The sequence below is a fragment of the Deltaproteobacteria bacterium genome, from assembly GCA_035063765.1.
Lineage (GTDB): Bacteria > Myxococcota_A > UBA9160 > UBA9160 > PR03 > CAADGG01.
The window spans coordinates 28,330-52,182 of the sequence record JAPSFT010000020.1; the positions used below are offsets into that span (position 1 = coordinate 28,330).

A 23,853-nucleotide genomic window follows, 5' to 3' on the forward strand; every position below is an offset into this window, starting at 1 on the left:
CTCCGATCGGCGCGCCGTCGGTCAGTGCCGATGGTCGCCGGCAGCCGGCGCGAGCCCGGGGAAGCGCGTGGGCGCGTACTGCGCATGACACCCGAGGCAGCTCTCGACGAGCTGGTGGACGCGAAAGGCCGCGAGCTCGGGATCGCCGGCTGCCGCGGCGTCGGCGAGCCGCTCCGCCTGCGTGTGGAAGCGGCGATCGAGCGCGAGGAAGGGGGCGGGGAGGGCCCTGTGCAGCTCGGCCCGCTGCTCGGGAGCGAGCCGCTGCTCCAGGATGAAGGAGCCCCGGATCTCGCGGGCGGTGCGCTCGAGGGCCGGCCAGTCGGCTCGCGCGAGCGCCGACACGGCGCGCTGGAGGCCGCCGTCGAGGTGCTGCATCTCGGCCACGAGCGCGGCACGCAGCGGCGGGGAGAGGGCCGCGGTCACCCCGGCCGTGTCCGCGCGTGCGAGCGCGGCTCCGGCGCAGCAGCCGAGGGCGACCAGGAGCGAGGGGAGCACGCGTGACGCCATCGGGTTGCCTCCGCCTGCGGCCGCGCGACAAGGTACCCGCCTGCCGCCGACATCCCGCCCGTCCCCCCGGCGCTGGCCCCGCTCGCGGCGCTGGCGCTATGCTGCGGCCGCCTTGACTCCAGAGTCAACCGACCCGGGGTCGACCGCCCGGGAGCCGATCGCCCGGGAGCCGATCGCCGACAGGAGCCACCCGCATGAACCTCGAGTTCTCCGAGGACCAGAAGTTCGTCCAGCACACGGCCCGCGAGTTCCTGACCAAGAACGCAGGCCTCGACGTGTGCCGCAAGGTCCTCGAGACGAAGGACGCGACCCACGACCCGGGTCTGTGGAAGGGCGTCGCCGAGATGGGCTGGCTCGGCGCGGCGGTGCCCGAGGCGCACGGCGGCGCGGGGCTCGGCCATCTGGAGCTCGTGCTGATCGCCGAGGAGATCGGCCGCGCGCTCGCGCCGATCCCCTTCGCCTCGTCGGTGGCGCTCTGCACCGAGGCGATCCTCCAGTTCGGCAGCGAGGCGCAGAAGCAGAAGTGGCTGCCGCGGCTCGCGGCCGGCGAGGCGATCGGCACCTTCGCGCTCGCCGAGGGGCCCGGCGACGCCGACGTCGCCTCGCTGGCGACGCGCTTCGCGAGCGGCAGGCTCACCGGGACCAAGCTCCCGGTCCTCGATGGCGAGGCGGCCGGCCTGGCCGTCGTCGTCGCCCAGGGCGAGCGGGGTCCCGTGCTCGCGCTCCTCGACCTCTCGGCGAAGGGCGTGACCCGCACGCGGGTCGAGTCCTTCGACCCGTCGCACTCGCTGGCCAGGCTCGAGCTGCGCGACGCCGGCGCCGAGCTGCTGGGCGGTGCGGACGGCGGCGCCGAGCGCGTCGCGACCCTGCTCGACCGCGCCGCGGTCGTGATCGGCTTCGAGCAGCTCGGGGGCGCGACGCGCGCGCTCGAGATCACGCGGGAGTTCGCGCTCGGCCGCTACGCCTTCGGCCGCCCGATCGCGTCGTTCCAGGCGCTCAAGCACCGGCTCGCCGACCTCTACGCGAAGATCGAGATCGCGCGCTCGAACGGCTACTACGCGGCCTGGGCGCTGAGCAGCGGCAACGACGAGCTCGCCCTTGCCGCGTGCAGCTTCCGCGCCGCGGCGAGCGACGCCTTCGAGTCCGCCGCGCAGGAGATGATCCAGATCCACGGCGGCGTCGGCTTCACCTGGGAGTACGACTGCCACCTGTTCTACCGGCGCGCGCGCTGGCTGGCGGCGTCGATCGGCACGGCGAGCAGCTGGCGCGATCTGCTGATCACGCGCCTGGTCGCGCGCCAGGGCCAGGGCGGCGGCGACGCCCACGCCGAGTAGTCCGTCCCTTCTCCAACGCGAAGCGAGCGAGGAACCCCGCCATGGACTTCGACGACACCCCGCAGGAGGCTGCCTTCCGCGCCAAGGCGCGCGCCTGGCTCGAGCAGCACGCGAAGCCGCGCGACCCGAACGCGATCGCCCCGAACCTGCTCGGCGAGCGCGAGAGCGCCGACGTGATCCAGAAGGCGAAGGACTGGCAGGCCACCAAGTTCGACGCGGGCTGGGCGTGCCTCACCTGGCCGAAGGAGTACGGCGGGCAGGGCCTCGGGCGCCTCGAGGCCGTGGTGTGGGGCCAGGAGGAGGGGAAGTTCGAGACCCCGCCGAACATCTACGGGATCGGCCACGGCATGCTCGGGCCGACCCTGATGGCGCACGGCAGCGAGGAGCAGAAGCAGAAGTACATCCGCGAGATGGCGCGCGGCCAGGTGGTCTGGTGCCAGCTCTTCAGCGAGCCCGATGCCGGCAGCGACCTGGCGGGCCTGCGCACGAGCGCCGTGAAGGACGGCGGCGACTGGGTGCTCAACGGCCAGAAGATCTGGAGCACCGGGGCGCACTTCTGCGACTGGGGCATGATCGTGACGCGCACCGACCCGAACGCCGCGAAGCACGCCGGCCTCACCTACTTCATCGTCGACATGCACGCGAAGGGCGTCGAGGTGCGCCCGATCAAGCAGATCAACGGCGGCTCGGGCTTCAACGAGGTGTTCTTCACCGACGTGCGCGTTCCCGACGCGAACCGCCTGGGCGCGGTCGGCGACGGCTGGCGCGTCGCGATCACGACGCTCATGAACGAGCGCGTCGCGATCGGCGCGGGCGGCGGCGCAGGGCGCTATCGCGACCTGATCAAGCTCGCGCAGGAGACGCGCCGCAACGGACGCCCGGCGATCGAGGACTCGGCGGTGCGCCAGAAGCTGGCCGACTTCTACATCCAGTCGAAGGGTCTCCAGTTCACGAGCTACCGCACGCTCTCGGCGCTCTCGCGCGGCGCCACGCCCGGGCCGGAGGGGGCGATCGGCAAGGCGGTGGGCGCGCCGATGGGCCAGGAGATGGCGCACTTCGCGCTCGAGCTGCAGGGCGCGATGGGCGCCGTCGCCGACGCGGCGATCGCGCCGCAGGACGCGGTCTGGCAGGAGATGTACCTGGGCACCCCGGGCCTGCGCATCGCGGGCGGCACCGACGAGATCCTGAAGAACATCATCGCCGAGCGCGTGCTGCGGCTGCCGCCCGAGATCCGCGTCGACAAGGACCGGCCGTTCCGCGAGATCCCGACCGGATCGGTGAAGTAGGGGCCCAGGGCGGATCAGCGGCAGGGCTTGCCGAGCGCGGCCAGCACGTCGCAGGCGGCGGGCAACAGGGCGGGCTCCGCGCCGGGCGCCTCGCTGCGCGCCTGTGCCGCTTCGAAGAACGCGGCGCGCGCCGCACGCGCGTCGCCGCTCGCGGCGATCGCGAGCGCCAGGACTCCGCTTGCGTGCGCGGCCGCGAGGCTGGTTCCGTCGCCGAAGGCGAAGCCCTCGCCCGGCACCGTCGAGAGCACCTCGACGCCGGGCGCGAGGATCTCGACCGACGCGCCGCGGTTGCCGCGCGCGTAGGGCGCGCCGTTGCGGTCGACGGCGCCGACCCCGATCACCGAGGGGTAGGCGGCCGGATAGCGGGGCTCCGCGACCCCCTCGTTGCCGGCCGCGGCGACCACCACCACACCGAGCTCGTCCATGCGGTCCATCGCCTTGCGCAGCAGGCGGTTCGGAGGGCCCACCAGCGACAGGTTGAGGAGCTGCGCGCCCTGGCCCCAGGCGACGTCGACCCCGCGCAGGAGCTCGAAGAGCCGGCACTCGTCGGCGGCGCTCGCGCCGCGCGGGCGGCAGACGGGGATCCCGACCAGCTCCGCTCCCGGCGCGATCCCCGCGATGCCGAAGCCGTTGCTTGCGACCGCGCGCACGACGCCGGCCATCAAGGTGCCGTGGGTGCCGGGGCCCGCGGGAGCCGGGGCGCCGGGCGCGTCGGACAGCGGCGCGAGACGGACGCCTGCGAGATCGCGATGGCCCACGTCCGGCGCGGAGTCGAGGAGGGCCACGCGCGCACCGCGCCCGTCGCTCGTCGGCCAGGCGCGCTCGGCGCCGCTCCGGTCGAGGCCCCACTGGAGGGGGCGATAGGGGTCGTCACCCGCCGCCGGCGCGAGCGGACGCAGCTCTGCCTGCGCGCCGGTGTAGACGTCGTTGGGAACCGTCACCGCCTCGCCGGGGGCATCCGTCACCAGCGCGGCCGGATCGAGCCCGGGTGGCCCCGACACGTGCACGACCGTCGCGCACAGGATCGGGCTGAAGTACGAGCTCGCGACCGAGGCGCCCGGCGCCAGCTCGAAGTCGGTCGGGACCTTGCCGTCGGGCCCCTTCGGCAGGACCAGCAGGACCTCGCTCGGGGGCTCTGCCGCCGGCTCTGCGACGGGACGCGTGGCCGGCAGCGGGACGATTGCGCCCGGGCCCCCGCTGCGTTCGCCGGTGCTCGAGGGCTGGACGCCAGGCTCCCTGGGAGCCGCTGCGAGGGCCCCGGTGTCGTCGCGAGCCGCGGTGGGGTCCGCGGCGTCCTCGGGCGGGATCGGCCCGCACCCGTCGGGCGCGCCGGCCGCCGCCGGTGAGGACGCCGCCGGTACGTGCGGCGCCCCACGCGCGCCGGGGCTCGCGGCCGAGGCGCTTCCGGCGAGGAGCAGCGCCAGCAGCGCTGCTCCCATGGATCCACCGGCGCACGCGCGCCGGCGCGTCCGCCCCGCCCCCGTGCGCCGCGCGCTAGGGCCGCAACGGTTCGGCGAAGGACGCGACACCCGTCCCCTCGGCGCGCAGCAACGCCGCCGCCGCGCTCGCGTCCGCGCCCGGCGGCAGCTCGACCTGGTAGCGCCCGAGCGGGGACGGTCCCGAGACCAGCTCGGCGCCGAGCCCGCGCAGCGAAGTCTGGATGCGTTCGGCCGTGGCGTCGCTGCGGAAGACCACGTCGAGCGCGACCGCGCCCTCGGCCGCGAGCGGGGTCTCGCCGGCCACCGTGTAGACCGGCTCGCCGCCCAGCCAATCGCGCCCGACCCAGCCGCCGAGCCCGCCCGCCAGCACCGCCAGGCCCACGCTGGCGGCGATCTGCACGCCGCTCCTCATCCACACCGAACGGCGTCGGCGTACCGGCGCCTCGAGCCGGGGTGCGGGCGCGTGCACCGACAGGGGCGCCCGGGAGGCGGCGAGCGGCGCCGACTCGATCCCGTCCGCCTCGACCAGCGCGAGCACGCGGGCGAAGAGCTGCTCGGGGTCGGCGGGCGTCACGGACGCTTCGGCGCGGCCGGCGAGCACCGCGATCTCCTCCCGGCACGCCGCACACACCGCCGCGTGTGCCTCGACCGCACCGCGCTGCGCGTCGCCCAGGGCTTCGGGGTACCAGGCGATCCATTCGAGGATCTCGGCCGGGCAGGTGTCGGGCGAACGGTCCGTCATCGGCCGGCGTCCTCCACCCCGCGCCGCTCGAGGCCACGGCGCAGCCGGGCGCGGGCCCGGGACACGCGGGTCTTGACCGTGCCCTCCGGGACGCCGAGCCGGCGCGCGATCTCGTCGTAGGCGAGGCCTTCGACCACCGCGAGCTCGAGCAGCTCGCGCTGCTCGCCCGGCATCTCGTCGAGGGCGCGATGGACGATCCGCAGCTCGTCGCGGGCGAGCAGGCGCCCGTCGGCGTCGCCGTCATCGGCGACCCGGTGCAGCGACTCGACCTTGGTCGGTACCACCGCGGCGCGCTTCAGGCGCGAGCGGTCGCGATGCGCGCCGGTCGCCTTGAAGTTCGCGATCCCGAAGATCCAGGTGGAAGGCCGCGAGGCGCCCTGGAAGCGGTCGATGCTGCGCCAGACCTCGAAGAACACGTCGGCCACCACCTCTTCGGCGAGCCCGGGATCGTGGAGCCTGCGCATGACGAAGTGGAACATCCTCCCCTGGTAGCGCTGGAACAGCGCCCGCAGGGCGCCGCTGTCGCGCTCGCGGATGCGCGCCAGGAGGACCTCGTCGCTCGCGACGGACGGGTCCGCCCCGGGATGCACGGAGAGCCGGCGTTCGCTCATGGCTGTCCCGTGTGTCGCCCCTCGGCCGAGGGCGGTTTCCCCGGGCTCCTGGGGGGCATGACGCTACGGCAATCCGGGCAGGGTCCCCGGTCCGACCGGCGGCTCGACCACCGTCGGAGGCGACGGGGCGGGAGGGGCCGGCGGCAGCGCCGGTGGCGGGGGCGGCGCGACGGCCGGGGGACCCGCCGGGCTCGGAGCGGCGGGCGGGGGCTGCACCGGAGGGCTCCCGGCGACCTGCGTCGGCTCCGCCGGCCTGCCGCACGGGGTGCCCGGGTCCGCGCACGAGCCCGGGCCCGGGAAGAACTCGGCCTCGGGCGGAGCCGCACCGCCCCCGCCGGGCCGGGCCGCGACGTCGGCCGGATCGAAGCGGCTTCGGGCCGGGGCCGGTGAGGATGCGCAGGCACCCCCGGCGCAGGGGTCGCGGACCAGGCTCTCGGCGCAGGGCCCGGCCGGCGCCACCTGCCAGCGGCGGGGACCCGCGGCCCCTGCGGCGGCGGCGAGCGACAGGCCGAACACGAGCGCTCCGACCAGCGCGAGACGGGATTGGAACGGTGCGGGCTGCATCGGGATCCCTCCGGCCCTGGCCCTTCGCCAGGTCCTCGTCAGTGCCCCCAACCCCAGGCTTCGTGTCCCAGGGTCCACGTCCCAGGGTCCAGGTCCCAGGGTCCAGGTCCCAGGGTCCGCGTCCCAGGGTCCAGGTCCGAGGATCCAGGTCCCGGGGTCCAGGTCCCAGGGTCCTCGTCCGCAGCCCGGGTCAGTTTCCCCAGGCCCACGTCAGATACGCGCCGAACACCTGCCGACGATAGTCGAAGACCTCGACGTTCGAATGGTTCCGCTCCCAGCGCCAGCCGGCCGACGCGACGAGCCCGCGGCCGATCGGCCGGGCGAGGGCCAACCCGACCCCGGTGTAGCGCTCGTCGCGGTCGTCGTCGCCGAGCCCGTACTCGACGTCGTAGATCGGCGCCGGCGGGTCCGGGAAGGTGCTCGGGTGGTCGAAGGGCCGCCAGGTGACGACGCCCGAGGCGTCGAGGTCGAGCTGCCAGGGCAGGGCGACCTGGACGCCGGCGGCCAGCGAGTGCGCCCGGAACGAGTACTCGCTGCCCCGCGCGTCGAAGCGCTCGAACTCGTAGCCGAGCCGGAACGTGCTGCGCAGGAGCGGCACCCCGATCGAATGGCGGGCGCCGGCCACCCAGGAGGATCCGTCGCGCTCGCGCTCGTGCCGCTCGTCCAGGCCGGGGGGGCCGCAGATCGGGATCCCCCCGCACGAAGCGCCGGGGGTCCCCGGGCCGCCCGGTACGTCGTCCGAGTGCACGAAGTACTCGTCGACCCGGAAGCGCGCGTAGAGCTCGCTCGCGCCGCGCGCCTCCCAGGAGCGCAGCAGGGTCAGGCTCGTGCGTCCGGTCGCGAAGAACGAGTCCTCGTCGACCCACGCGTAGCCGCCGTCGACACTGCCGCGCAGGGTGGTGGCCTCGTCGAGGCGGCGATCGAGCCAGAGCGCGAGCACGGGGTAGTGCGAGTCGAAGCTGGTGATGTCGACGTAGGCCGTGCCGCTGTAGCCGAGCAGCGCGCCGGCCGACCAATGCGGTGTGCGAAACAGCTCCGCACCCGCCTCGCCGGACCAGAGGCCCCGCCAGTCGCCGGCGTTCGAGATGTCCTCCGGGAGCGGTGCGCCTGCGCCCTGCAGGACCGCGTTGTCGTCGTATTCGACTCCCACCCGCAGGCGCACCCAGCGCCGCAGCCGGGCGAGGGCGAGCGCGCTGCGCAGCCGCCCGGCCTCGGCCGCCCAGCTCGTCCCGGGCCATTCCTCGACGACGCGCGCGAGCGCCGCCTCGGCCCGTTCCCTCTCCCGCGCCCGGCTCCAGGCGAGGCCCGCGTAGTAGGACGCGACCGGCTCGACGGTGCGCGGATCGCGAGCCCGCGCCGCCTCGAGCGTCTCGGCCGCGGCGGCGTCGTGCTGCGCCTCGAGCAGCAGCAGGCCCCGGTAGAGGAGGACCTCCGCATGCTCCTCGCCGAGCGCCGCGGCCGCCGTAGCGAGCTCGGCGCGCGCGCCGGCCAGGTCGCCCTGGTGATAGAGCGCGATCGCGAGCCGCAGGTGCGCCTCGCCGAGGCCGGGCTCGCGCGCGAGCGCCTCGCGCAGCAGGGCGGCGGCTTCGTCGTAGCGGCGCACCTGGCTCGCGCAGGTGCCGCCGACCACCAGGAGCCCTGCATCCACGGTGCCGGTAGCCCGCAGCTCGGAGATCGCATCGAGCGCCGCGGCGCAGCGGCCCTCGGCGGCCAGCCGCTCGGCCTGCGCGCGCAGGACGTGCTGGTCGGCGGCAGGCTCGCTGCCGAGGGCCGAGCGGCCGGCAAGCACCAGGACGAGGCCTGCCCCGAGGAGGGGGGCGGCGCGGAGGCGGATCCGGCGAGCGCGAGCGGTTGCGGCGATGGGCAGCGCCTCCCGAGCGACTCCGGGCCACCGGGCGCGGGGTCCATCCTAGGGCCTACGGAGTCGGATGGTCCCCGGATCGCTGCCCGCGCGCCATCGTCCGGCCGCCATCCGGCGGGAACCGGATCGGCTCGAGAGGTGACAGAGAGGCACGGCAGCGGAGCGGTCGACGCAGCAGGGCGGCGGCAGCGGCGCGAGAGACTTCCGGGCAGCGTCGAGCCCGGCTCTCCCGCCCCTCGGCGGGCCAGCACCCGCCCGCCGAGGCCTGCCGTCAGGACGGCTCCGGCTCGGCGGCGGGCCCGGTCGTGTCGGCAGCGGGCGGTCCCGCAGCGCCGTCGAGCCCGGCGCGCACCCGATCCGCGAGGTCGTCGGGCCCGAAGGGCTTTGCCAGCAGCTGCGTCCGCTCGGGCCAGCCGCCGTCCGGGACCGCGTCGACCCGGCCCGTCATGACGACGGCGGGCAGCCCCGGCGCGGCCGCACGCATCGCGCGCAGCGCCTCGAGCCCGCTGCGCCGTGGCATCGAGACGTCGAGCAGGGCCAGCGCGATCTCGGCGCGATGCGCCTCGAAGAGCGCAACGGCTGCCTCGCCGTCCTCGGCCTCGAGCACGCGAAAGCCGCGCCGCTCGAGGGTGAGGCGCGCCAGCCGCCGGATCGCGGGCTCGTCTTCGGCGAGGAGCACGGTCTCGCCGCCGCCTCGCTCGGCCGGCGCCGGCGCCCCCGCGCCCGCGGATGCCCCTGCGGCCGCCGGCCAGACGAGCCGGAACGCGGCCCCCTGGCCAGGCGCGCTCTCGACCTCCACCGTGGCGCCGTGGGCCTCGGCGAGCGCGTAGACGATCGCGAGCCCGAGCCCGGTGCCACGACCCGCGGGCTTGGTCGTGAAGAACGGGTCGAAGATCTGCTCGAGCGTGCGTGCGTCCATCCCGGGGCCGCTGTCGCGCACCTCGATCACGACGCGCGGAGGCGCACCGGGTGCAGCCTCGAGGTTGCGCGCGGCGAGTACGATCGTCCCACGCGCGCCGACCGCGTCGCGTGCGTTCCCGGCCAGGTTCATGAGGACGCGGCGTAGCTGCACGGGATCGGCCCGCACCGGCCAGGGCCCGGGCGCGATCGCGAGCTCGACGCGCACCTCGGGCACCAGCGTGGCGCGCAGGGCGCTCTCGACCTCGCGTAGCGCCTTCTCGAGGTCGACGGCACGCGGCTCGGGCCGGGTGGGGCGCGCGAAGTCGAGCAGGCCGCTCGTGAGCTCGGCGCAGTGCTCCGCGGCGCGCTCGACCTCGAGCAATGCAGGCGGCGGCTCCGGCCCCGCGTCCTCGAGCAGGGCGCGGGCATGGGCCAGGATCACGGCGAGCTGGCCGTTGAAATCGTGGGCGACGCCGCCGGCCAGGGTCCCGAGCAGCTCCATGCGCTGGGCGCGCTGGAGGCGCTCGGCGAGGCGTCGCTCGGCGGTGACGTCGCGGCTCACCCAGAGCTGGCCGAGCCGCTCGCCCTCCTCCGCGCGCACCTCCCGCAAGGTGAGCTCGAGCACGCGCTCCTCGGGGGTCACGAAGTGCAGCTCGAAGCTCTCGACGTCGCCGGGATCCCAGGCGAAGCGGGCCAGCAGCCGGCGCGCCTCGCCCGGCGCGAGCCGGGAGGCGTAGTGCTCGAAGGAGGCGCGCACCGTGCGTCCGATCCAGACCTCCGGATCGAGGCCGAACTGCTCGGCGCCGATCCGGGAGAGCGTGGTGATCCGGCTGTCGCGGTCGACGAGGCAGATGCCCGCTGGCACCGCTTCGATCAGTGCGCGCAGGGTCCGGCGCTCGGCGTCGAGCGCCGCCCGCTCGCGGGCGCGCGCGGCGAGTACGCGCGCGTGCACGAGCACCCGCGTGATCTCCTGCGCGAGCCTCGCGAGCAGCCGCCGGTCGGACGCGTCGAAGTGCCGGCGCGGGCCGACCGCGGCGAAGATCGTGCCGAGGACGCTGCCGTCCCCGGTGCGCAGCGGCACCACCGCCGCCTCCCCGATCCGCAGCCGCTCGGCCCGGCGGCGCAGGGTCTCGCCCTCGCGGCGCATGTCGAGGATCGTGACCGGGTCCTCACCGGCGAGGGCGCGGGCGAGGACCGGGTCGTCGATCGGGACCGGCCGCTGGTAGCTCGGGGCGTCCACCCGGCGCAGCCGTGCCGCCACCTCGAAGTGGCGGCCCTCGTCGTCGAGGAGCCAGACGCCGAAGCCGTCGAGGCTCGCGAGCAGGGCCACCTCGCTCACGATCGACTCGAGGGCCGCGCGCGCGTCGCGCGGCTCGCTCGCGGCGAGCCGGGCGACGCGGTAGAGCAGGTCGCGCTCGTCGCCGAGGCGGCGCTCGCGCGCGCGGGCCCGCTCGACGAAGGCGCCGATCTGGAGCATCGCCGCCACCAGCGAGGTCCCCATCCAGGCGAGCACGAGCGGCAGCGTGGGGAGCGCGAGCGCCCGCGCCAGCGGGTCCGCGGCGTTGAGCAGGGCCAGCAGCACGAGCGTGGGGCCGAGCATCTGCTCGGGAAACGAGCGCGGCCGCTCGAAGGCCGCGTGCCAGGCGAGGCCGGCAGCCCCGAGCGTGAGCGGGAGCTCGCAGAGGATCTCGACCGAGATCGCGAGGTCGGGCCGGCCTCCCTCGAGGAAGGCGGCCCGTGCGGCGCCGATCAGGAGGCCCAGCGCGATCGGCCAGGACGCGAAGCGGCCGCGGTGGAAGGCGAAGGAGCCGGCCAGCAGCAGGCCCGGGAACAGCGAGCCGACGAGCGGCGAGAGCAGCAGGGCCAGGCGCGAGGGCTCGTCGAGGGTCGAGATCGCGCCCGCCAGGTACGCCGCGAGCCAGGCGCCGCCCCAGGCGGTCGCCGCCGGACCGTCGGACAGCCGCCGCAGGTACAGGAAGGCCAGCACCGCCAACCCGCCGAGGGGCGCGACGAGCACGAACTCGCTCAAACGGCAGGGGCCTCCCGTAGGGCGTGCGCGGCGCCTCTCGGGTAGGTTCGGCCGCCGTGAAGGCAGTCTTGAACGACCGTTCCGGCGACGAGAGCGTCCTGCGCATCGGCGAGGCGGCTGCTCCCCTGCTCGGGCCCGGCGAGCTGCGCCTGCGGGTCGCTGCGACGGCGGTGAACCGGGCCGACCTGCTCCAGCGCCAGGGCTTCTATCCGCCCCCGCCCGGGGCCTCCCCGATCCTCGGGCTCGAGTGCGCCGGCACCGTCACGGAGCTGGGGGAGGGCGTCACGGGCTGGCAGCTCGGCGAGCGCGCGATGGCGCTCCTGCCCGGCGGCGGGTACGCGGAGGAGGTGGCGGTCCACGCCGGCTCCGCGATGGCGGTCCCCGAGACCCTCTCGCTCGAGGAGGCCGCCGCGGTCCCCGAGGTCTTCCTCACCGCGTACCTGAACCTCTTCGGGCTCGGCCGGCTCGGGAGCGGTGGGATCGCGCTCGTCCACGGCGGCGGCAGCGGCGTCGGCACCGCGGCGATCCAGCTCTGCCGCGCCGCCGGCGCGCGCGTCCTCGTGACGGCCGGCTCGGACGAGAAGGGCGCTCGCTGCCGCGCGCTCGGCGCCGAGCTCGCGATCAACTACCGGACCGAGCCCTGGGCCTCGCGCGTGCGCGAGGCCACCGGCGGGCGCGGGGTCGACGTCGTCCTCGACCCGATCGGCGCCGCCTATCTCGCCGACAACCTGGCCTCGCTGGCGGTCGGTGGCCGGCTCGTGCTGATCGGCCTGATGGGCGGGGCCAGGGCCGAGATCGGCCTCGCGGCGCTCCTCGCGCGCCGGCTCTCCGTGATCGGCTCGACGCTGCGGACCCGCAGCGTCGAGGAGAAGGCGGCGCTCGTCGCAGGCTTCCAGGCCCGCTTCGGGGCCGACCTCGCCGCGGGCCGGATCCGCCCGGTCGTCGACCGCGTGCTCCCGCTCGAGGCCGTGGCCGACGCCCACCGCGCGATGAAGGCGAGCGAGCACTTCGGGAAGATCGTCCTCCGGGTCGGCTGAGCCGCTGGACGAGCGGCGGGACGGTTCCCTAGGTTGCGCCCCCCGCCGAGGAGGAACGACGCATGGCCGTGGAGCGCACGCTCTCGATCGTCAAGCCGGACGCCGTCGCGAAGGGCGCCGTGGGGGCGATCCTCGCGACCTTCGAGAAGGCGGGGCTGCGGCCGATCGCGCTCAAGATGATCCAGCTCACCGAGCAGCAGGCGCGCGGCTTCTACGCGGTCCACAAGGCGCGCCCGTTCTACGGCGACCTCGTGAAGTTCATGACCTCGGGACCGGTGGTGGTGAGCGTGCTCGAGGGCGAGAACGCGATCGCCCGCAACCGGGAGCTGATGGGAGCCACCGACCCCGCCAAGGCGGCGCCCGGGACGATCCGGGCCGCGTGGGCCAGCGACATCGAGCGCAACGCCGTCCACGGCTCCGACGCCGCGCAGACGGCGAGGATCGAGATCGCCTACTTCTTCGACGCGACCGAGATCCAGGGCCCCGTCGAGGCGCTGCCCTGACTCCCGGCCCGGGTTTCCGGGTCCGGAGTCCCGGTCAGGAGTAGGCGCGCGCGAGGAGCAGCAGCACCGCGAAGTAGCCGACGGTGAGCCAGAGCTGTTGGCTGCGGATGGCCCGGACCACGATCCCTCCGACGGGAGCCGCTTCGATCACCGGCCCTTGGAAATCGCCGAGCTCGGTCTCCCGTCCACTCATTCGACCCGGTCCCCCCACATCTTGAGTGCCCCGCGCGGTTGCTTCTCGTGCGAGCGCCCGCCTGGCTCCTCACGAACTCCACAGACACGTGCAGGCGACGCGCAGGCTAACCGCGGGGCAGGCCGCGTCCAGCTCCGTCATCGCCCGGTGAAGTGCGCCGTGCGCCGCTCGCGCGCGGCGGCGAGGCCCTCGGCGAGATCAGCGGTCTCGTAGGAGAGCGCCTGCTGCTCGGCCTCGCGGTCGAGCTGCTCGTCGAGCGAAGCGGTGGCGGCCGCGCGCAGCGCGCGCCGGGTGCCCCGCACCGCGTGCGGCGCACAGCCGGCGATCGCGGCGGCGGTGGCGAGGGCGTGCGGCAGCAGCTCGCCAGCCGGGAGGGCGCGGCTCACGAGCCCGATCCGCTCGGCCTCGAGGCCGTCGATGATCCGGCCCGTGAGCAGCAGGTCTGCGGCGTGGGCGGGCCCCACCAGGCGTGGCAGCGTCCAGGTCGCGCCCATTCCGGGATGGATGCCGAGGCGGGTGAAGTTGAGACCGAGGCGCGCCTCGCAGGCGGCGAAGCGCAGGTCGCAGGCGAGGGCGACCGCCAGGCCGGCCCCGATGGCGGCACCGTTGATCGCCGCGATGGTCGGCTGGGGCAGCTCGCGCACGGCCAGGAACAGGCCGTAGAAGCCGCGCATGAAGGCGCGGCTGCGGCTGCGCTGCGGCTCGCCCGGCGCGGCTCGCCCGGCGCGCGCCTGCTCCTCGATCATGGCCAGGTCGCCGCCCGCCGAGAAGGCGGCCCCGGCACCGGTCAGGACGACGGCGCGGACGGCGTCGTCGCCCGCGAGGCGCCCGACGGCGGCGGCGAGGGCGCGGCCCATCGCCTCCGTCATCGCGTTGCGCCGCTCCGGGTCGTCGAGGACGAGCAGCGCGACCGCGTCGCGCTGCTCGACGCGAAGCCCCCCCGCCGTGACGCCCTCCGAGCCCACCGCTGTGCAGCCCTCCGGAGCCGCCGGCGGTCAGTCGGCGGATCGGCGCAGGAAGGCCGGCGTCTCGCGGTCCGCCCCGGGCTCGGCGCGCGCGGCCTTCTTGCGGAGGAACGCCGGCGTGTCGTACTCGTCGTCGAAGGGCGACGCGAAGGCCTCGTCGCGAGCCGGCGCCGGCGGCAGCTCGCCGCTCCAGTCCTCGACCTCCACGGCGACGTCCGCCTCCGGCTCCGGGGCCGCGGCCACCGCGGCCGGGGCGGCCGCCCGGCCGGCGTCGGCGTCGCGCCGGATCGGCCGCAGGCTCGGCGCGAAGTCGCGCTCCTCGCGGTCGCGACCGCGGCCGATCCGGCCGTCGTCGAGGCCGGTGGCGATCACGGTGACGCGCATCTCGGCGTTCTGCTCCAGGCGCTCGTCGATCACCGCCCCGAAGATGATGTTCGCCTCCTCGTGCGAGGCGTCCTGGATCAGCTTGGCGGCCTCCTCGACCTCGAAGAGCGTCATGTCCGGACCGCCCGTGAAGTTGATCAGCACGCCCCGGGCCCCCTGCATCGAGAGGTCCTCGAGCAGCGGGTTCGAGATGGCCGAACGCGCGGCGTCGACGGCGCGGCTCTCACCGCGGCCGAGGCCGGTGCCCATCAGCGCCATGCCCATCTCGTTCATGATCGTGCGGACGTCGTTGAAGTCGAGGTTGATGAGCCCGTGGCCCGTGATCAGGTCCGAGATGCCGCGCACCGCGCCGAGCAGCACGTCGTCGGCGAGCCGGAAGGCGTCCTTCATGCGCGCGTTCTTGCCGGCCACGGCCAGCAGGCGCTGGTTCGGGATCGTGATCAGCGTGTCCACCACCCGGTGCAGCTCGTCGAGGCCGCGCTCGGCGTGCTTCGAGCGGGGCTTGCCCTCGAAGGTGAAGGGCTTGGTGACGACCGCCACCGTGAGCGCACCGACCTCGCGGGCCACCTCGGCGATGATCGGCGCCGCGCCGGTGCCGGTGCCGCCGCCGAGGCCGGCCGTCACGAAGACCATGTCGGCGCCGATCAGGAGCTCGCGGATCCGGTCGCGGGCCTCGAGCGCGGCCTCGCGGCCCTTCTCGGGGTTGGCGCCGCAGCCGAGCCCGCGGGTCACCTCGCTGCCGAGCTGGAGGCGGAGCGGGGCCAGGCTGTGCTGGAGCGCCTGGTTGTCGGTGTTGGCGGCGATGAACTCCACGCCCGACAGGCCGCCGGCGATCATGGTGTTGAGGGCGTTGCCGCCCCCGCCTCCCACGCCGACCACCTTGATGACGGCCTGGAGCTTCGAGGGGCTCTCGAACTCGAGGAGGTCGTCGCTGCCGTCGCCGATCTCGAGCAGCTCGAGCGACTGCGGCGCCGGGCCCCCGCCCGGTGCCCGGCCCGGGCCCGACTCGGCCGCCTCGGCCAGCACCGGCGACACGGAGGCCGGAGAGACGGACGTCGAAGAGACGGAAGGATCTCCCTCCCGCGGATCGCGGTGGCGCGGCGCCATGACTCACCCCCCTTTGGCTGTCATCGCGGTATGTGGCCCGCAGTCTACACGAAAGATTCCGGAAAGCAGCGGGTTTCGAGCTCGATTTGCGAGTCCGGATGACCTCCCGGTGACCCCGGGGTCCGGCCTGCGGCTCAGTCGAACTCCCCGTAGAACCACTCCCGCATCCGCTGCCGGACGCGCCGGAAGATCGACTCGTCGCGGATCCGGAAGCGGCTCGGGCCGAGCCCGCTGTCCTGGCTCGCCCCGTAGAGCACGAGCCCGACGCCGGTCGCGTACATCGGGTCCTTCACCACGTCCTGCAGGCCGCCCACGTTCTGGGGCGTGCCGAGGCGGACCGGCGCCTCGAACACCTCCTCGGCCAGCTCCGTGATCCCGGCCAGCGCCGAGCAGCCGCCCGAGAGCGCGACGCCGCACGGGATCCGGTCCTCGAGCCCGGCCTTCGCGAGCTCGCCGCGCGCCAGCGACAGGATCTCTTCCATGCGCGGCTCGATGATCTCGCACAGCAGCTTGCGCGAGACGTCGCGCGGCCGGCGCCCGCCGACACTGGGAACGGTCAGGATGTCGTCGCTGCCGAGCAGCCGTGCCGAGGCGACACCGAACTTCTTCTTGATCCGCTCCGCCTCCTCGAAGGGCGTGCGCAGCCCCACCGCGATGTCGTTCGAGATGTGGTTGCCGCCGAGCGCCAGCACCGAGGTGTGGGTGATCGCACCGTCGGCGAAGACGGCGAGGTCCGTCGTGCCGCCGCCGATGTCGATCAGGCACACGCCGAGGTCGCGCTCGTCGCGCGAGAGCACCGCCTCCGCCGAGGCCAGCGGCTCGAGCACGATGTCGATCACGTTGAGGCCCGCCTTGTTGGCGCACTTCACGATGTTCTGCGCGCTGGTGACGGCCGCGGTCACGATGTGGATCTTCGCCTCCAGGCGCACGCCGCTCATCCCGAGCGGCTCGCGGATCCCGTCCTGCTCGTCGACGACGAACTCCTGCGGGATCACGTGGATCACCTCCCGGTCCATCGGGATCGCCACGGCCTTGGCGGCGTCGATCACGCGCCGCACGTCGCCCTCGGATACCTCGCGGTCGCGCACCGCCACGTTGCCGTGCGAGTTGAAGCCGCGGATGTGTCCGCCCGCGATGCCGGCGTACACCGAGGTGATCTCGCAATCGCCCATCAGCTCCGCCTCCTCGACGGCGTGCTTGATGGACTCGACGGTGGCGTCGATGTCGACGACCACTCCCTTGCGCAGCCCGCGCGAGGGGTGGGTGCCGATCCCGACGACGTCGACGCCGCCCTCGGTCTGCTCGGCCACCACGACGCCGATCTTGGTGGTGCCGATGTCGAGCCCGACGACCAGGTTCTCCTTGCGCGCCATCTCCCTCTCCCCCCTTGTGTGGCCCGCCGGCGCTAGCCCGCGCGGCCTCCGGTTCCGGGCGCTGCCGGGCCCCCACCCGGCACCGCCTCGTCCGCCGCCTCCGTCTCCGGAGGGGGCGGCCGCAACACGACCTGTCCCGCGAAGCGCAGGTCGATCTCCGCGGCCGCGCGGCTGGCCGGCACGTCGGCCAGCACCCGCGTCAGGCGCTCGAGCTGGGTCGCGAGATCGCCGCCGCCGAGCAGCACGCGCGGCGCGACCCCGGCGAGGTGGAGCACGGGCAGCGCGCGGGGGTCGGGCCCGTCGAGCTCGATCTCGGGCTGGACGAAGCCGGCGCGCTCGACCGCGCGCGCGAGGCCGACGCCGGCGGCGAGCCGCGCGTCGGGTGTGCACGGGGTCTCCGCCCCCGCCGCGCAGGGTCCGGCGGCGAGCGCCGCGAGGCGCAGGCGCGGCAGGTCCGGGTCCGGCGGCCCCGTGGGCCCGGCGCCGGGGCCGGTCGGTGCAAAAGGGGTCCCCGCGGCGTCGACCAGCCAGGCGCCTTCGCTGCCCACCCAGATCGCGGCCGGCACGCGCTCGACCACGCGCACCACCAGGGTATCGGGCGACACGCGCGCGGCGCGCGCTCCGGCGATCCACGGGTGGCGCGCGAGTCGCGCCACGAGCTCCTCGGGCGCCAGCGACTCCGCCGCCGCGAGCCCGGCGGCGCGCGCCACCTCGGCGGCGTCGAGCTGTGCCGCGCCGGTGATCGCGAGCCGGCGCACGGCGAACAGCTCCGGCCGCGCCGCGGCGCCCGCGCGCAGCAGGGGGGGCGCGACCAGCGCGCCGAGCGCGAAGGCGAGCAGCGCCGCGAGCGGGGCGAGGCGCCGCACGAGCGCCTGGCGGCGTTCCTCGGCGCCCTGCTTCCGCAGCCGGTCGCGGACGCTCTCCAGCGCGGCGTGCCGCTCCTCCCAGGTGGGCCGGAGGTCGTTGCCCCTTCGCCGCGATCGCCAGGGCGCGCTCACGACGCCCTTCCCACGATCCGCACCTCCGGCTCGAGCCCGATGCCGGTGCGCTCGCGCACGGCCTCCTGCGCGCGCGCCATCAGCGCCAGCACGTCGGCTGCCGTCGCGCCGCCGAGGTTCACGATGAAGTTCGCGTGCACCGACGAGATCTGGGCGCCGCCGATCCGCAGGCCCTTGAGGCCCGCCAGCTCGACGAGCCGCCCGGCGCGCTCGCCGGGCGGGTTCACGAACACGGAGCCGAAGGAGGGCTGGTCGATCGGCTGGGTGGCGCGCCGGTGTGCGAGATGGCGGTCGATCGCCGCGCGCACGGCAGCGGGGGTGCTCGGGCGCAGCGCGAAGCGCGCCGCCAGCACCACCTCGCCGGGCGCGAGCCCGCGCGCGCCGCGGTAGGCGAAGCCCATCTCGGCGTGCGCCCGCGTGCGCCGGACCTTCCCGGGGCCCGCGGTCTCGACGTCGCGCACCACGGCGCCCACCTCGGCGCCGGGAACGCCCGCGTTCATCGCGATCCAGCCCCCGACCGTGCCCGGCACGCCGGCGCCGAACTCGAGCCCTGCGAGCCCGCGCTCCGCGCACAGCCGCACGACCTGGGAGTGCGAGACGCCGGCCTCGGCGCGCAGCGTCGTGCCGTCGGGCTCGAGCGCGAGCGCGCGCAGCCGGTGGCTGCGCACCGCGACGCCGTCGAGCCCGCCGTCGAGGACGACGGTGTTGAAGCCGCCGCCGAGCACGTGCAGCGGGAGGCCGTGCTCCGCGGCGAGCGCCACCAGCGCCGCCAGCTCGTCCGTGCTCGCGGGGGCGGCGAGCGCGTCGGCCGGCCCGCCGACCCCGAGCGGGACGTGGCGGGCGAGCGGCGCGTCGAAGGCGACCCGCGGGCCGAGCAGCCCCTCGAGCGCGCGCCGTGCCGCCGCCGGGATCACGAGCGCCGCTCCACCCGCGGCGGCCGCTCCCCGAGCGCCGCGAGCAGGCGCGGCCCGAGCGCCGACACGTTGCCGGCGCCGAGCGTGATGACGAGGTCGCCGGGCGCCAGCACCGCCGCCAGCTCGGCGGGCACCGCGTCGAGGTCCGGCGCGAAACGCACCTCGCGCTGGCCGTGGGCGCGGATCGCGTCGGCGAGCGCGCGGCCGTCGACGCCCGGGAGCTTGTCCTCGCCCGCGGCGTAGATCTCGGTCACCCAGAGCACGTCGGCCTGGTGGAAGGCGGTGGCGAAGTCGTCGAAGAGGAGCTGGGTGCGCGAGTAGCGGTGCGGCTGGAAGACCACCACGACCCGACCGGGATGGAGCTGGCGAGCCGCCGCGAGCGTGGCGCGGATCTCGGCCGGGTGGTGGCCGTAGTCGTCGACGACCCGCACGCCGGCCGCCTCGCCCTTGGTCTCGAAGCGCCGCTCGATACCGGGGAAGCGCGCCATCGCAGAGGCGACCTCCGCGAAGGGCACCTCGAGCTCGAGCGCCACCGCGAGCGCCGCGAGCGCGTTGCGCACGTTGTGCTCGCCGGCCAGCGCGACGTGCAGCTCCCCCAGGAGCTCCCCGCGCCGGCGCACGAGGAAGCGCATGCCCCCGTCGTCCAGCCGCGCCTCGTCGGCCATCAGGTCCGCCTGCGGCGAGAAGCCGTAGGTGACGGTGCGGCGCGTGAGGCGCGGCAGGATCGCCTGCACGCCCGGATGGTCGAGGCAGACCACGGCGAGGCCCCAGAACGGAACCCGGTTCGCGAAGGCCACGAAGGCTTCGTGGAGCGCCTCGACCGACCCGTAGTGGTCGAGGTGCTCGGGATCGATGTTGGTGACGACCGCGATCACCGGCGCCAGCCGCAGGAACGAGCCGTCGCTCTCGTCGGCCTCGGCGATCAGCAGCGGGCCCGCGCCGAGGCGCGCGGTCGAGCGCCCGCCCGGGTGGAGCACGCGCCCGCCGATCACGGCGGTGGGGTCGAGGCCGGCGGCGTCGAGCACGTGGGCGACCAGCGAGGTGGTGGTGGTCTTGCCGTGGCTGCCGCCCACCGCGATGCCGTCCTTGAGCCGCATCAGCTCGGCCAGCATCTCGGCGCGCGGGATCACCGGGATCTTGCGCCGCTCGGCCTCGACGAGCTCGGGGTTGCCGGGTCGCACCGCCGACGAGAAGACGACCACGTCCGCTTCGCCCACGTGCCCCTGCGCGTGCCCGATCGCCACCGGCACGCCGAGGCTGCGCAGGCGCGCCACGCTCGGGCCCTCGCGCAGGTCGGAGCCCGACACGCGGATTCCCTGGTGGTGCAGGAGCTCCGCGATGCCGCACATGCCGATGCCGCCGATGCCGACGAAGTGCACGCGCTGGATGCGCCGGTACATCAGGCCTCCCGCCCGGCGCCGGGCAGGGCGCGCGCGGCCTCGACGATGCGCCGGGCCGCGTCGGGCCGCGCCAGCGCGCGCGCGCGGCGGCCCATCTCGAGCAGCGCCGCGGGGCGCTCGAAGAGCGCGTCGAGCGCCTCCACGAGCAGCTTGGCGTCGAAGCGTGCCGGGTCGAGCAGCCGGCCGGCTCCCGCCTCCTCGAGCGCGCGCGCGTTGGCGCGCTGGTGGTCGTCGGCGGCGTGCGGGTACGGCACCAGCAGGGCCGGCAGGCCCGCCATCGCGAGCTCGGCCACCGTCAGCGCTCCGGCGCGGCAGAGGGCGACATCGGCCCACTGATAACGGCTCGCGAGCGCGGCGTCGAAGTCGACCACCTCGGCCTGCAGGCCGGCGCGCGCGTAGGCCTCGGCGACGCGCGCGCGGTCCGCGGGGCCCGTCTGGTGGTAGACCTCGAGCCGCGCCGGGTCGAAGCCGGGCAGCGCGGCGAGCATCGCGTCGTTGAGCTGGCGTGCGCCCTGGCTGCCGCCGACGACCAGGAGCCGGAAGGGCGGCGCCGGGGTGCGCCGCGGCGCGGCGGCGGCGAAGGCCTCGAGCAGGGCGCGGCGCAGCGGCGCGCCCGTGGTCTCGACCGGTGCGCGGCCGGCGAAGGCCGGCTCGGCAGCCGCGAAGGCGGTGAAGACGCGCTGGGCGAGGCGCGCCATCCAGAGGTTCGTACGGCCCGGGACCGCGTTGGGCTCGACGATCGCGAGCGGCCGGCGCAGCGCGATCGCGGCGGCGGCGGCCGGTGCGGCCGCGTAGCCACCCACGGAGAGGACGACGTCGATCCGGCGCCGGCGCAGGAGCGCGATGGCGGCGCGCGTGGCGCGCGCGAACGCGAGGAGCGCGCCGAGCTTCGCGGCGGGTCCGCGGCCGGCCAGGGGCTGCGCCGCGAGCGTCACGAGCTCGAAGCCGGCCGGCGCCACCAGCTTCGCCTCGAGCCCGCGCTCGGAGCCCACGAACAGCACCGGGTCGCCGCAGCGCGCGATCTCCTCGCCGAGCGCGAGCGCGAGCGTCACGTGGCCGCCCGTCCCACCCCCGGCGAGCACCCAGCGCACGCGCTCCGCGCCCGTCCCGTTCACCCTCGCCGTACTCCCTTGCGCGCGGCGCGTACCGGCGCCTCCTCGCGGCGCGCGCCTTCGCGCCGGCTGATGCCGAGCAGGATCCCGACGGCCGCGAACGAGACGAGGAGCGACGAACGGCCGTAGGACACGAAGGGCAGGGTGAGGCCCGTGGGCGGCACCATGCCCATCACGACCGCGGCGTTGATCGCTCCGGGAACCGCCACCAGCGCCGTCATGCTGAAGGCGACCAGGAAGGCGAAGCGGGTGCGCGCGCGCGCGGCCACGCGCACGCCGGCCGCCAGCAGCGCGGCGAAGCAGCCCAGCACCAGCGCCACCCCGACCAGCCCGAGCTCCTCGGCCACCACCGAGAGCACGAAGTCGGTGTGTGCCTCGGGCAGGTAGAAGAGCTTCTGGCGGCCGTCGCCGAGGCCCACGCCCGCGAGCCCGCCGCGCCCGAAGGCGACGAAGGACTGCACGAGCTGGAAGCCCTGCGCCTGGGCGTTCGCCCAGGGATCGAGGAAGGCCACGATGCGGTTCTGCACGTGCGGGTAGATCGCGAGCGCGACCGCGAAGACGGCCGCGAGCCCCGCCGCCGGCACCGCGAAGAAGAGCAACGGGGTGCCGGCGACGAAGAGCTGGAGCCCGACCAGGATCAGCAGCAGCGCGGCGCCCTTGGTGTCGGGCTGGACGAAGACCAGCGCCGCGGGCAGCGCGACGAGCCCGAGGGCGAGGCCGCGGACCGGCAGCCGCAGGCGGCCGTGGCGGCTCGCGCCCGGCTCGCGCGCGAGCGCCGCGGCCGTTGCCAGCAGGGTCGCCCACTTGGCGATCTCGACCGGCTGGAGGACCGGCCCGAGGCCGGGGAGCGAGAGCCAGCGCTGGGCGCCGTTCACGGTCGTGCCGGCCACGAGCGTGAGGCCGAGCAGGGCCACGGACAGCGCCCAGAGCGGGAGCGCGAGCCGCCGCCAGGCCGCGAGCGGCAGCGTCATGCAGCCGAACGCGAGCCCCACGCCGAGGGCGAGGCCCGCGAGGTGGCGGGCGAAGTGCGGCGGCACGCGGGACTCGATCGCGAGCGGCGCCGTGGCGCTCCAGACCATCACGAGGCCGATGCCGGCCAGCACCGCGGTCGCGGCCACCACGCCGCCGTGGGGCGGCGCCAGCCGGCCCCCGCCCGCCGCCGCGGCGCTGCCCGCCGGGAGCCCCGCCATGCTCATCGCCTGCCCTCCTCCTGGGGACCCGGCCGGGCCGCGATCCAGTCGTGGACCGCCTCGCGGAAGCGCGCGCCCCGCTCCTCGTAGTTGCGGAACTGGTCGAAGCTCGCGCAGGCCGGCGACAGCAGGACGGTGTCTCCGGGCCGGGCCAGCGCACCGGCCGCGGCCACCGCAGCCGTGAGGTCGGCCGCGCGCTGCACGGGCGCGCGGCCGGCGATCGCCGCCTCGAGCGCCGGCGCCTCCTCGCCGAGGAACACGCACGCGCGCACGCGCGGGACCGCGACGTCGGCGAGCGGGCGCAGGTCGAGGCCCTTGCCGCGCCCGCCGGCGATCCAGACCGCGGGGCCCGGCAGCGCCGCGAGCGCGAGCGCCGCGGCCGCGGGGTTGGTGGCCTTCGAGTCGTTCACCCAGGCGACGCCGGCGTGCTCCGCCACGAGCTCGCGCCGGTGCGGCGGCGGCCTGAAGCCGAGCAGGCCCTCCGCGGCCTTCGCGACGTCGGCGCCGAGCGCGCGGACCGCGAGCAGCGCCGCCAGCACGTCGTCGACGGGCGGCGCCGCGGCGCCGGCCGCGGCGAGCGCGTCGAGGCCCACGCGCAGGGTCTCGCCGCCCTCGTGGCCCAGGGCGCGGAGCGCCGGGCCGGCGGGATCGCGGAAGACCGCCTGGCCCGCGTCCCACCAGGCGCCGGCCGGGACCGGGCCACCGGTGCGGAAGAGCCAGCGCCGCCCGCCGCTGCGTGCGACGAGCGCCGCGGCGTGGGGGTCGTCGCCGTTGCCGATCGCGGTGTCGCCCGCACCCTGGCGCACGAAGAGCTGCGCCTTGGCCTCGGCGTAGGCCGCGAAGGAGCCGTGGCGGTCGAGGTGGTCGGGCTCGAGGTTGAGGACGACCGCGACGCGCGGCCGGAAGGCCTCGACCGCCTCCATCTGGAAGGACGACACCTCGAGCACCGCGGCGTCGAGCGGCCGCCCCACCAGCTCGAGCGCCGGGCGCCCGATGTTGCCCGCGGCCTCGGCGCGCAGGCCGGCGGCGCAGAGCAGGCGCGCGGTCAGCTCGGTCGTCGTGGTCTTGCCGTTGGTGCCGGTGATCGCGACCACCGGCACCGGGAGCGCGCGCCAGGCCAGCTCGACGTCGCCGAGCGCACGGCGCGCGCGCCCGGCCCAGCGCGCGCGCGGCACGCCGGGGCTCGGGACCACCAGGTCGAAGCCGCCGGGATCGGGGAAGGGTGCGCCGCCGCGCAGCTCGACCGGCGTGCCGCGCAGCGCCTCGGCGGCCTCCCGGGCGACGGCCTCGTTCTCCTCGGCCGCCACGACGCGCGCGCCGCGCGCCGCGAGCCAGCGCGCGGCGCTGCGCCCCGAGCGGCCCAGGCCCAGCACCAGCACCCGCGCTCCGCTGAGCTCGTCCACG

Annotated in this window: 20 protein-coding genes; 4 read left to right on the forward strand and 16 right to left on the reverse strand. The window is 76.0% G+C overall.

Going from position 1 to position 23,853, the window contains the following annotated elements; all coding sequences use genetic code 11:
- Positions 1 to 21: 21 nt before the first annotated feature.
- Positions 22 to 507: a hypothetical protein gene (locus OZ948_14850; protein ID MEB2346005.1), complete on the reverse strand. Its 486-nt coding sequence runs from the start codon at positions 505 to 507 to the stop codon at positions 22 to 24.
- 194 nt (positions 508 to 701) lie between these two features.
- On the opposite strand from OZ948_14850, the gene OZ948_14855 reads away from it, so the two are divergent.
- Both OZ948_14855 and OZ948_14860 read left to right on the forward strand, forming a co-directional pair.
- On the forward strand, positions 702 to 1,841 hold the full coding sequence (locus OZ948_14855) for an acyl-CoA/acyl-ACP dehydrogenase (GenBank protein ID MEB2346006.1): 1,140 nt from the start codon (positions 702 to 704) through the stop codon (positions 1,839 to 1,841).
- A 41-nt stretch (positions 1,842 to 1,882) separates the two neighbouring features.
- On the forward strand, positions 1,883 to 3,127 hold the full coding sequence (locus OZ948_14860; GenBank protein MEB2346007.1) for an acyl-CoA dehydrogenase family protein: 1,245 nt from the start codon (positions 1,883 to 1,885) through the stop codon (positions 3,125 to 3,127).
- 14 nt (positions 3,128 to 3,141) lie between these two features.
- On the opposite strand, the gene OZ948_14865 is transcribed toward OZ948_14860, so the two are convergent.
- From OZ948_14865 to OZ948_14885, 5 genes are all read right to left on the reverse strand, one after another.
- The gene (locus OZ948_14865; GenBank protein MEB2346008.1) at positions 3,142 to 4,566 is read right to left on the reverse strand and encodes a S8 family serine peptidase; all 1,425 of its coding nucleotides are present in this window, start codon (positions 4,564 to 4,566) and stop codon (positions 3,142 to 3,144) included.
- A gap of 55 nt (positions 4,567 to 4,621) precedes the next feature.
- On the reverse strand, positions 4,622 to 5,308 hold the full coding sequence (locus OZ948_14870; GenBank protein ID MEB2346009.1) for a hypothetical protein: 687 nt from the start codon (positions 5,306 to 5,308) through the stop codon (positions 4,622 to 4,624).
- The gene (locus OZ948_14875; protein MEB2346010.1) at positions 5,305 to 5,919 is read right to left on the reverse strand and encodes an RNA polymerase sigma factor; all 615 of its coding nucleotides are present in this window, start codon (positions 5,917 to 5,919) and stop codon (positions 5,305 to 5,307) included. Before OZ948_14875 ends, OZ948_14870 begins: the two co-directional genes overlap by 4 nt.
- A 754-nt stretch (positions 5,920 to 6,673) precedes the next feature.
- Positions 6,674 to 8,272: a tetratricopeptide repeat protein gene (locus OZ948_14880; protein MEB2346011.1), complete on the reverse strand. Its 1,599-nt coding sequence runs from the start codon at positions 8,270 to 8,272 to the stop codon at positions 6,674 to 6,676.
- A gap of 343 nt (positions 8,273 to 8,615) precedes the next feature.
- A complete protein-coding gene (locus OZ948_14885; protein ID MEB2346012.1) occupies positions 8,616 to 11,273 on the reverse strand; it encodes an ATP-binding protein in 2,658 nt (885 codons plus the stop codon).
- A 56-nt stretch (positions 11,274 to 11,329) separates the two neighbouring features.
- Here OZ948_14885 and OZ948_14890 point away from each other — a divergent pair, with 56 nt between their 5' ends.
- Positions 11,330 to 12,310: an NAD(P)H-quinone oxidoreductase gene (locus tag OZ948_14890; GenBank protein ID MEB2346013.1), complete on the forward strand. Its 981-nt coding sequence runs from the start codon at positions 11,330 to 11,332 to the stop codon at positions 12,308 to 12,310.
- A gap of 62 nt (positions 12,311 to 12,372) precedes the next feature.
- Complete coding sequence (ndk, locus tag OZ948_14895) at positions 12,373 to 12,813, forward strand: nucleoside-diphosphate kinase (GenBank protein MEB2346014.1); 441 nt, start codon at positions 12,373 to 12,375, stop codon at positions 12,811 to 12,813.
- 34 nt (positions 12,814 to 12,847) lie between these two features.
- Here the strand turns inward: ndk and OZ948_14900 are convergent, their stop codons facing one another.
- The 10 genes from OZ948_14900 to murD all read right to left on the reverse strand — a co-directional run bounded on the left by OZ948_14900 (position 12,848) and on the right by murD (position 23,852).
- Positions 12,848 to 13,006 (reverse strand): hypothetical protein, encoded by a 159-nt coding sequence (locus OZ948_14900; protein ID MEB2346015.1) that lies wholly within the window; start codon positions 13,004 to 13,006, stop codon positions 12,848 to 12,850.
- Positions 13,007 to 13,143: 137 nt separating this feature from the next.
- Positions 13,144 to 13,971 carry an enoyl-CoA hydratase/isomerase family protein gene (locus tag OZ948_14905; GenBank protein ID MEB2346016.1) on the reverse strand — a complete coding sequence of 276 codons (828 nt, stop codon included), beginning with the start codon at positions 13,969 to 13,971 and terminating at the stop codon, positions 13,144 to 13,146.
- A gap of 30 nt (positions 13,972 to 14,001) precedes the next feature.
- The gene (gene ftsZ, locus OZ948_14910) at positions 14,002 to 15,300 is read right to left on the reverse strand and encodes a cell division protein FtsZ (protein MEB2346017.1); all 1,299 of its coding nucleotides are present in this window, start codon (positions 15,298 to 15,300) and stop codon (positions 14,002 to 14,004) included.
- A 296-nt stretch (positions 15,301 to 15,596) separates the two neighbouring features.
- Positions 15,597 to 16,835 (reverse strand): cell division protein FtsA, encoded by a 1,239-nt coding sequence (ftsA, locus tag OZ948_14915; protein MEB2346018.1) that lies wholly within the window; start codon positions 16,833 to 16,835, stop codon positions 15,597 to 15,599.
- Positions 16,836 to 16,867: 32 nt separating this feature from the next.
- Entirely contained in the window at positions 16,868 to 17,833 is a 966-nt protein-coding gene (locus OZ948_14920) for an FtsQ-type POTRA domain-containing protein (protein MEB2346019.1), read from the reverse strand.
- Entirely contained in the window at positions 17,830 to 18,747 is a 918-nt protein-coding gene (gene murB, locus OZ948_14925) for a UDP-N-acetylmuramate dehydrogenase (GenBank protein MEB2346020.1), read from the reverse strand. The genes OZ948_14920 and murB overlap by 4 nt, the downstream gene beginning before the upstream one ends.
- Positions 18,744 to 20,147 (reverse strand): UDP-N-acetylmuramate--L-alanine ligase, encoded by a 1,404-nt coding sequence (gene murC / locus OZ948_14930; GenBank protein MEB2346021.1) that lies wholly within the window; start codon positions 20,145 to 20,147, stop codon positions 18,744 to 18,746. Before murC ends, murB begins: the two co-directional genes overlap by 4 nt.
- On the reverse strand, positions 20,147 to 21,262 hold the full coding sequence (gene murG, locus OZ948_14935; protein MEB2346022.1) for an undecaprenyldiphospho-muramoylpentapeptide beta-N-acetylglucosaminyltransferase: 1,116 nt from the start codon (positions 21,260 to 21,262) through the stop codon (positions 20,147 to 20,149). Before murG ends, murC begins: the two co-directional genes overlap by 1 nt.
- Positions 21,259 to 22,455 (reverse strand): putative peptidoglycan glycosyltransferase FtsW, encoded by a 1,197-nt coding sequence (locus tag OZ948_14940; protein ID MEB2346023.1) that lies wholly within the window; start codon positions 22,453 to 22,455, stop codon positions 21,259 to 21,261. Before OZ948_14940 ends, murG begins: the two co-directional genes overlap by 4 nt.
- Positions 22,452 to 23,852: a UDP-N-acetylmuramoyl-L-alanine--D-glutamate ligase gene (murD, locus tag OZ948_14945; GenBank protein MEB2346024.1), complete on the reverse strand. Its 1,401-nt coding sequence runs from the start codon at positions 23,850 to 23,852 to the stop codon at positions 22,452 to 22,454. Before murD ends, OZ948_14940 begins: the two co-directional genes overlap by 4 nt.
- Position 23,853 lies beyond the last annotated feature (1 nt).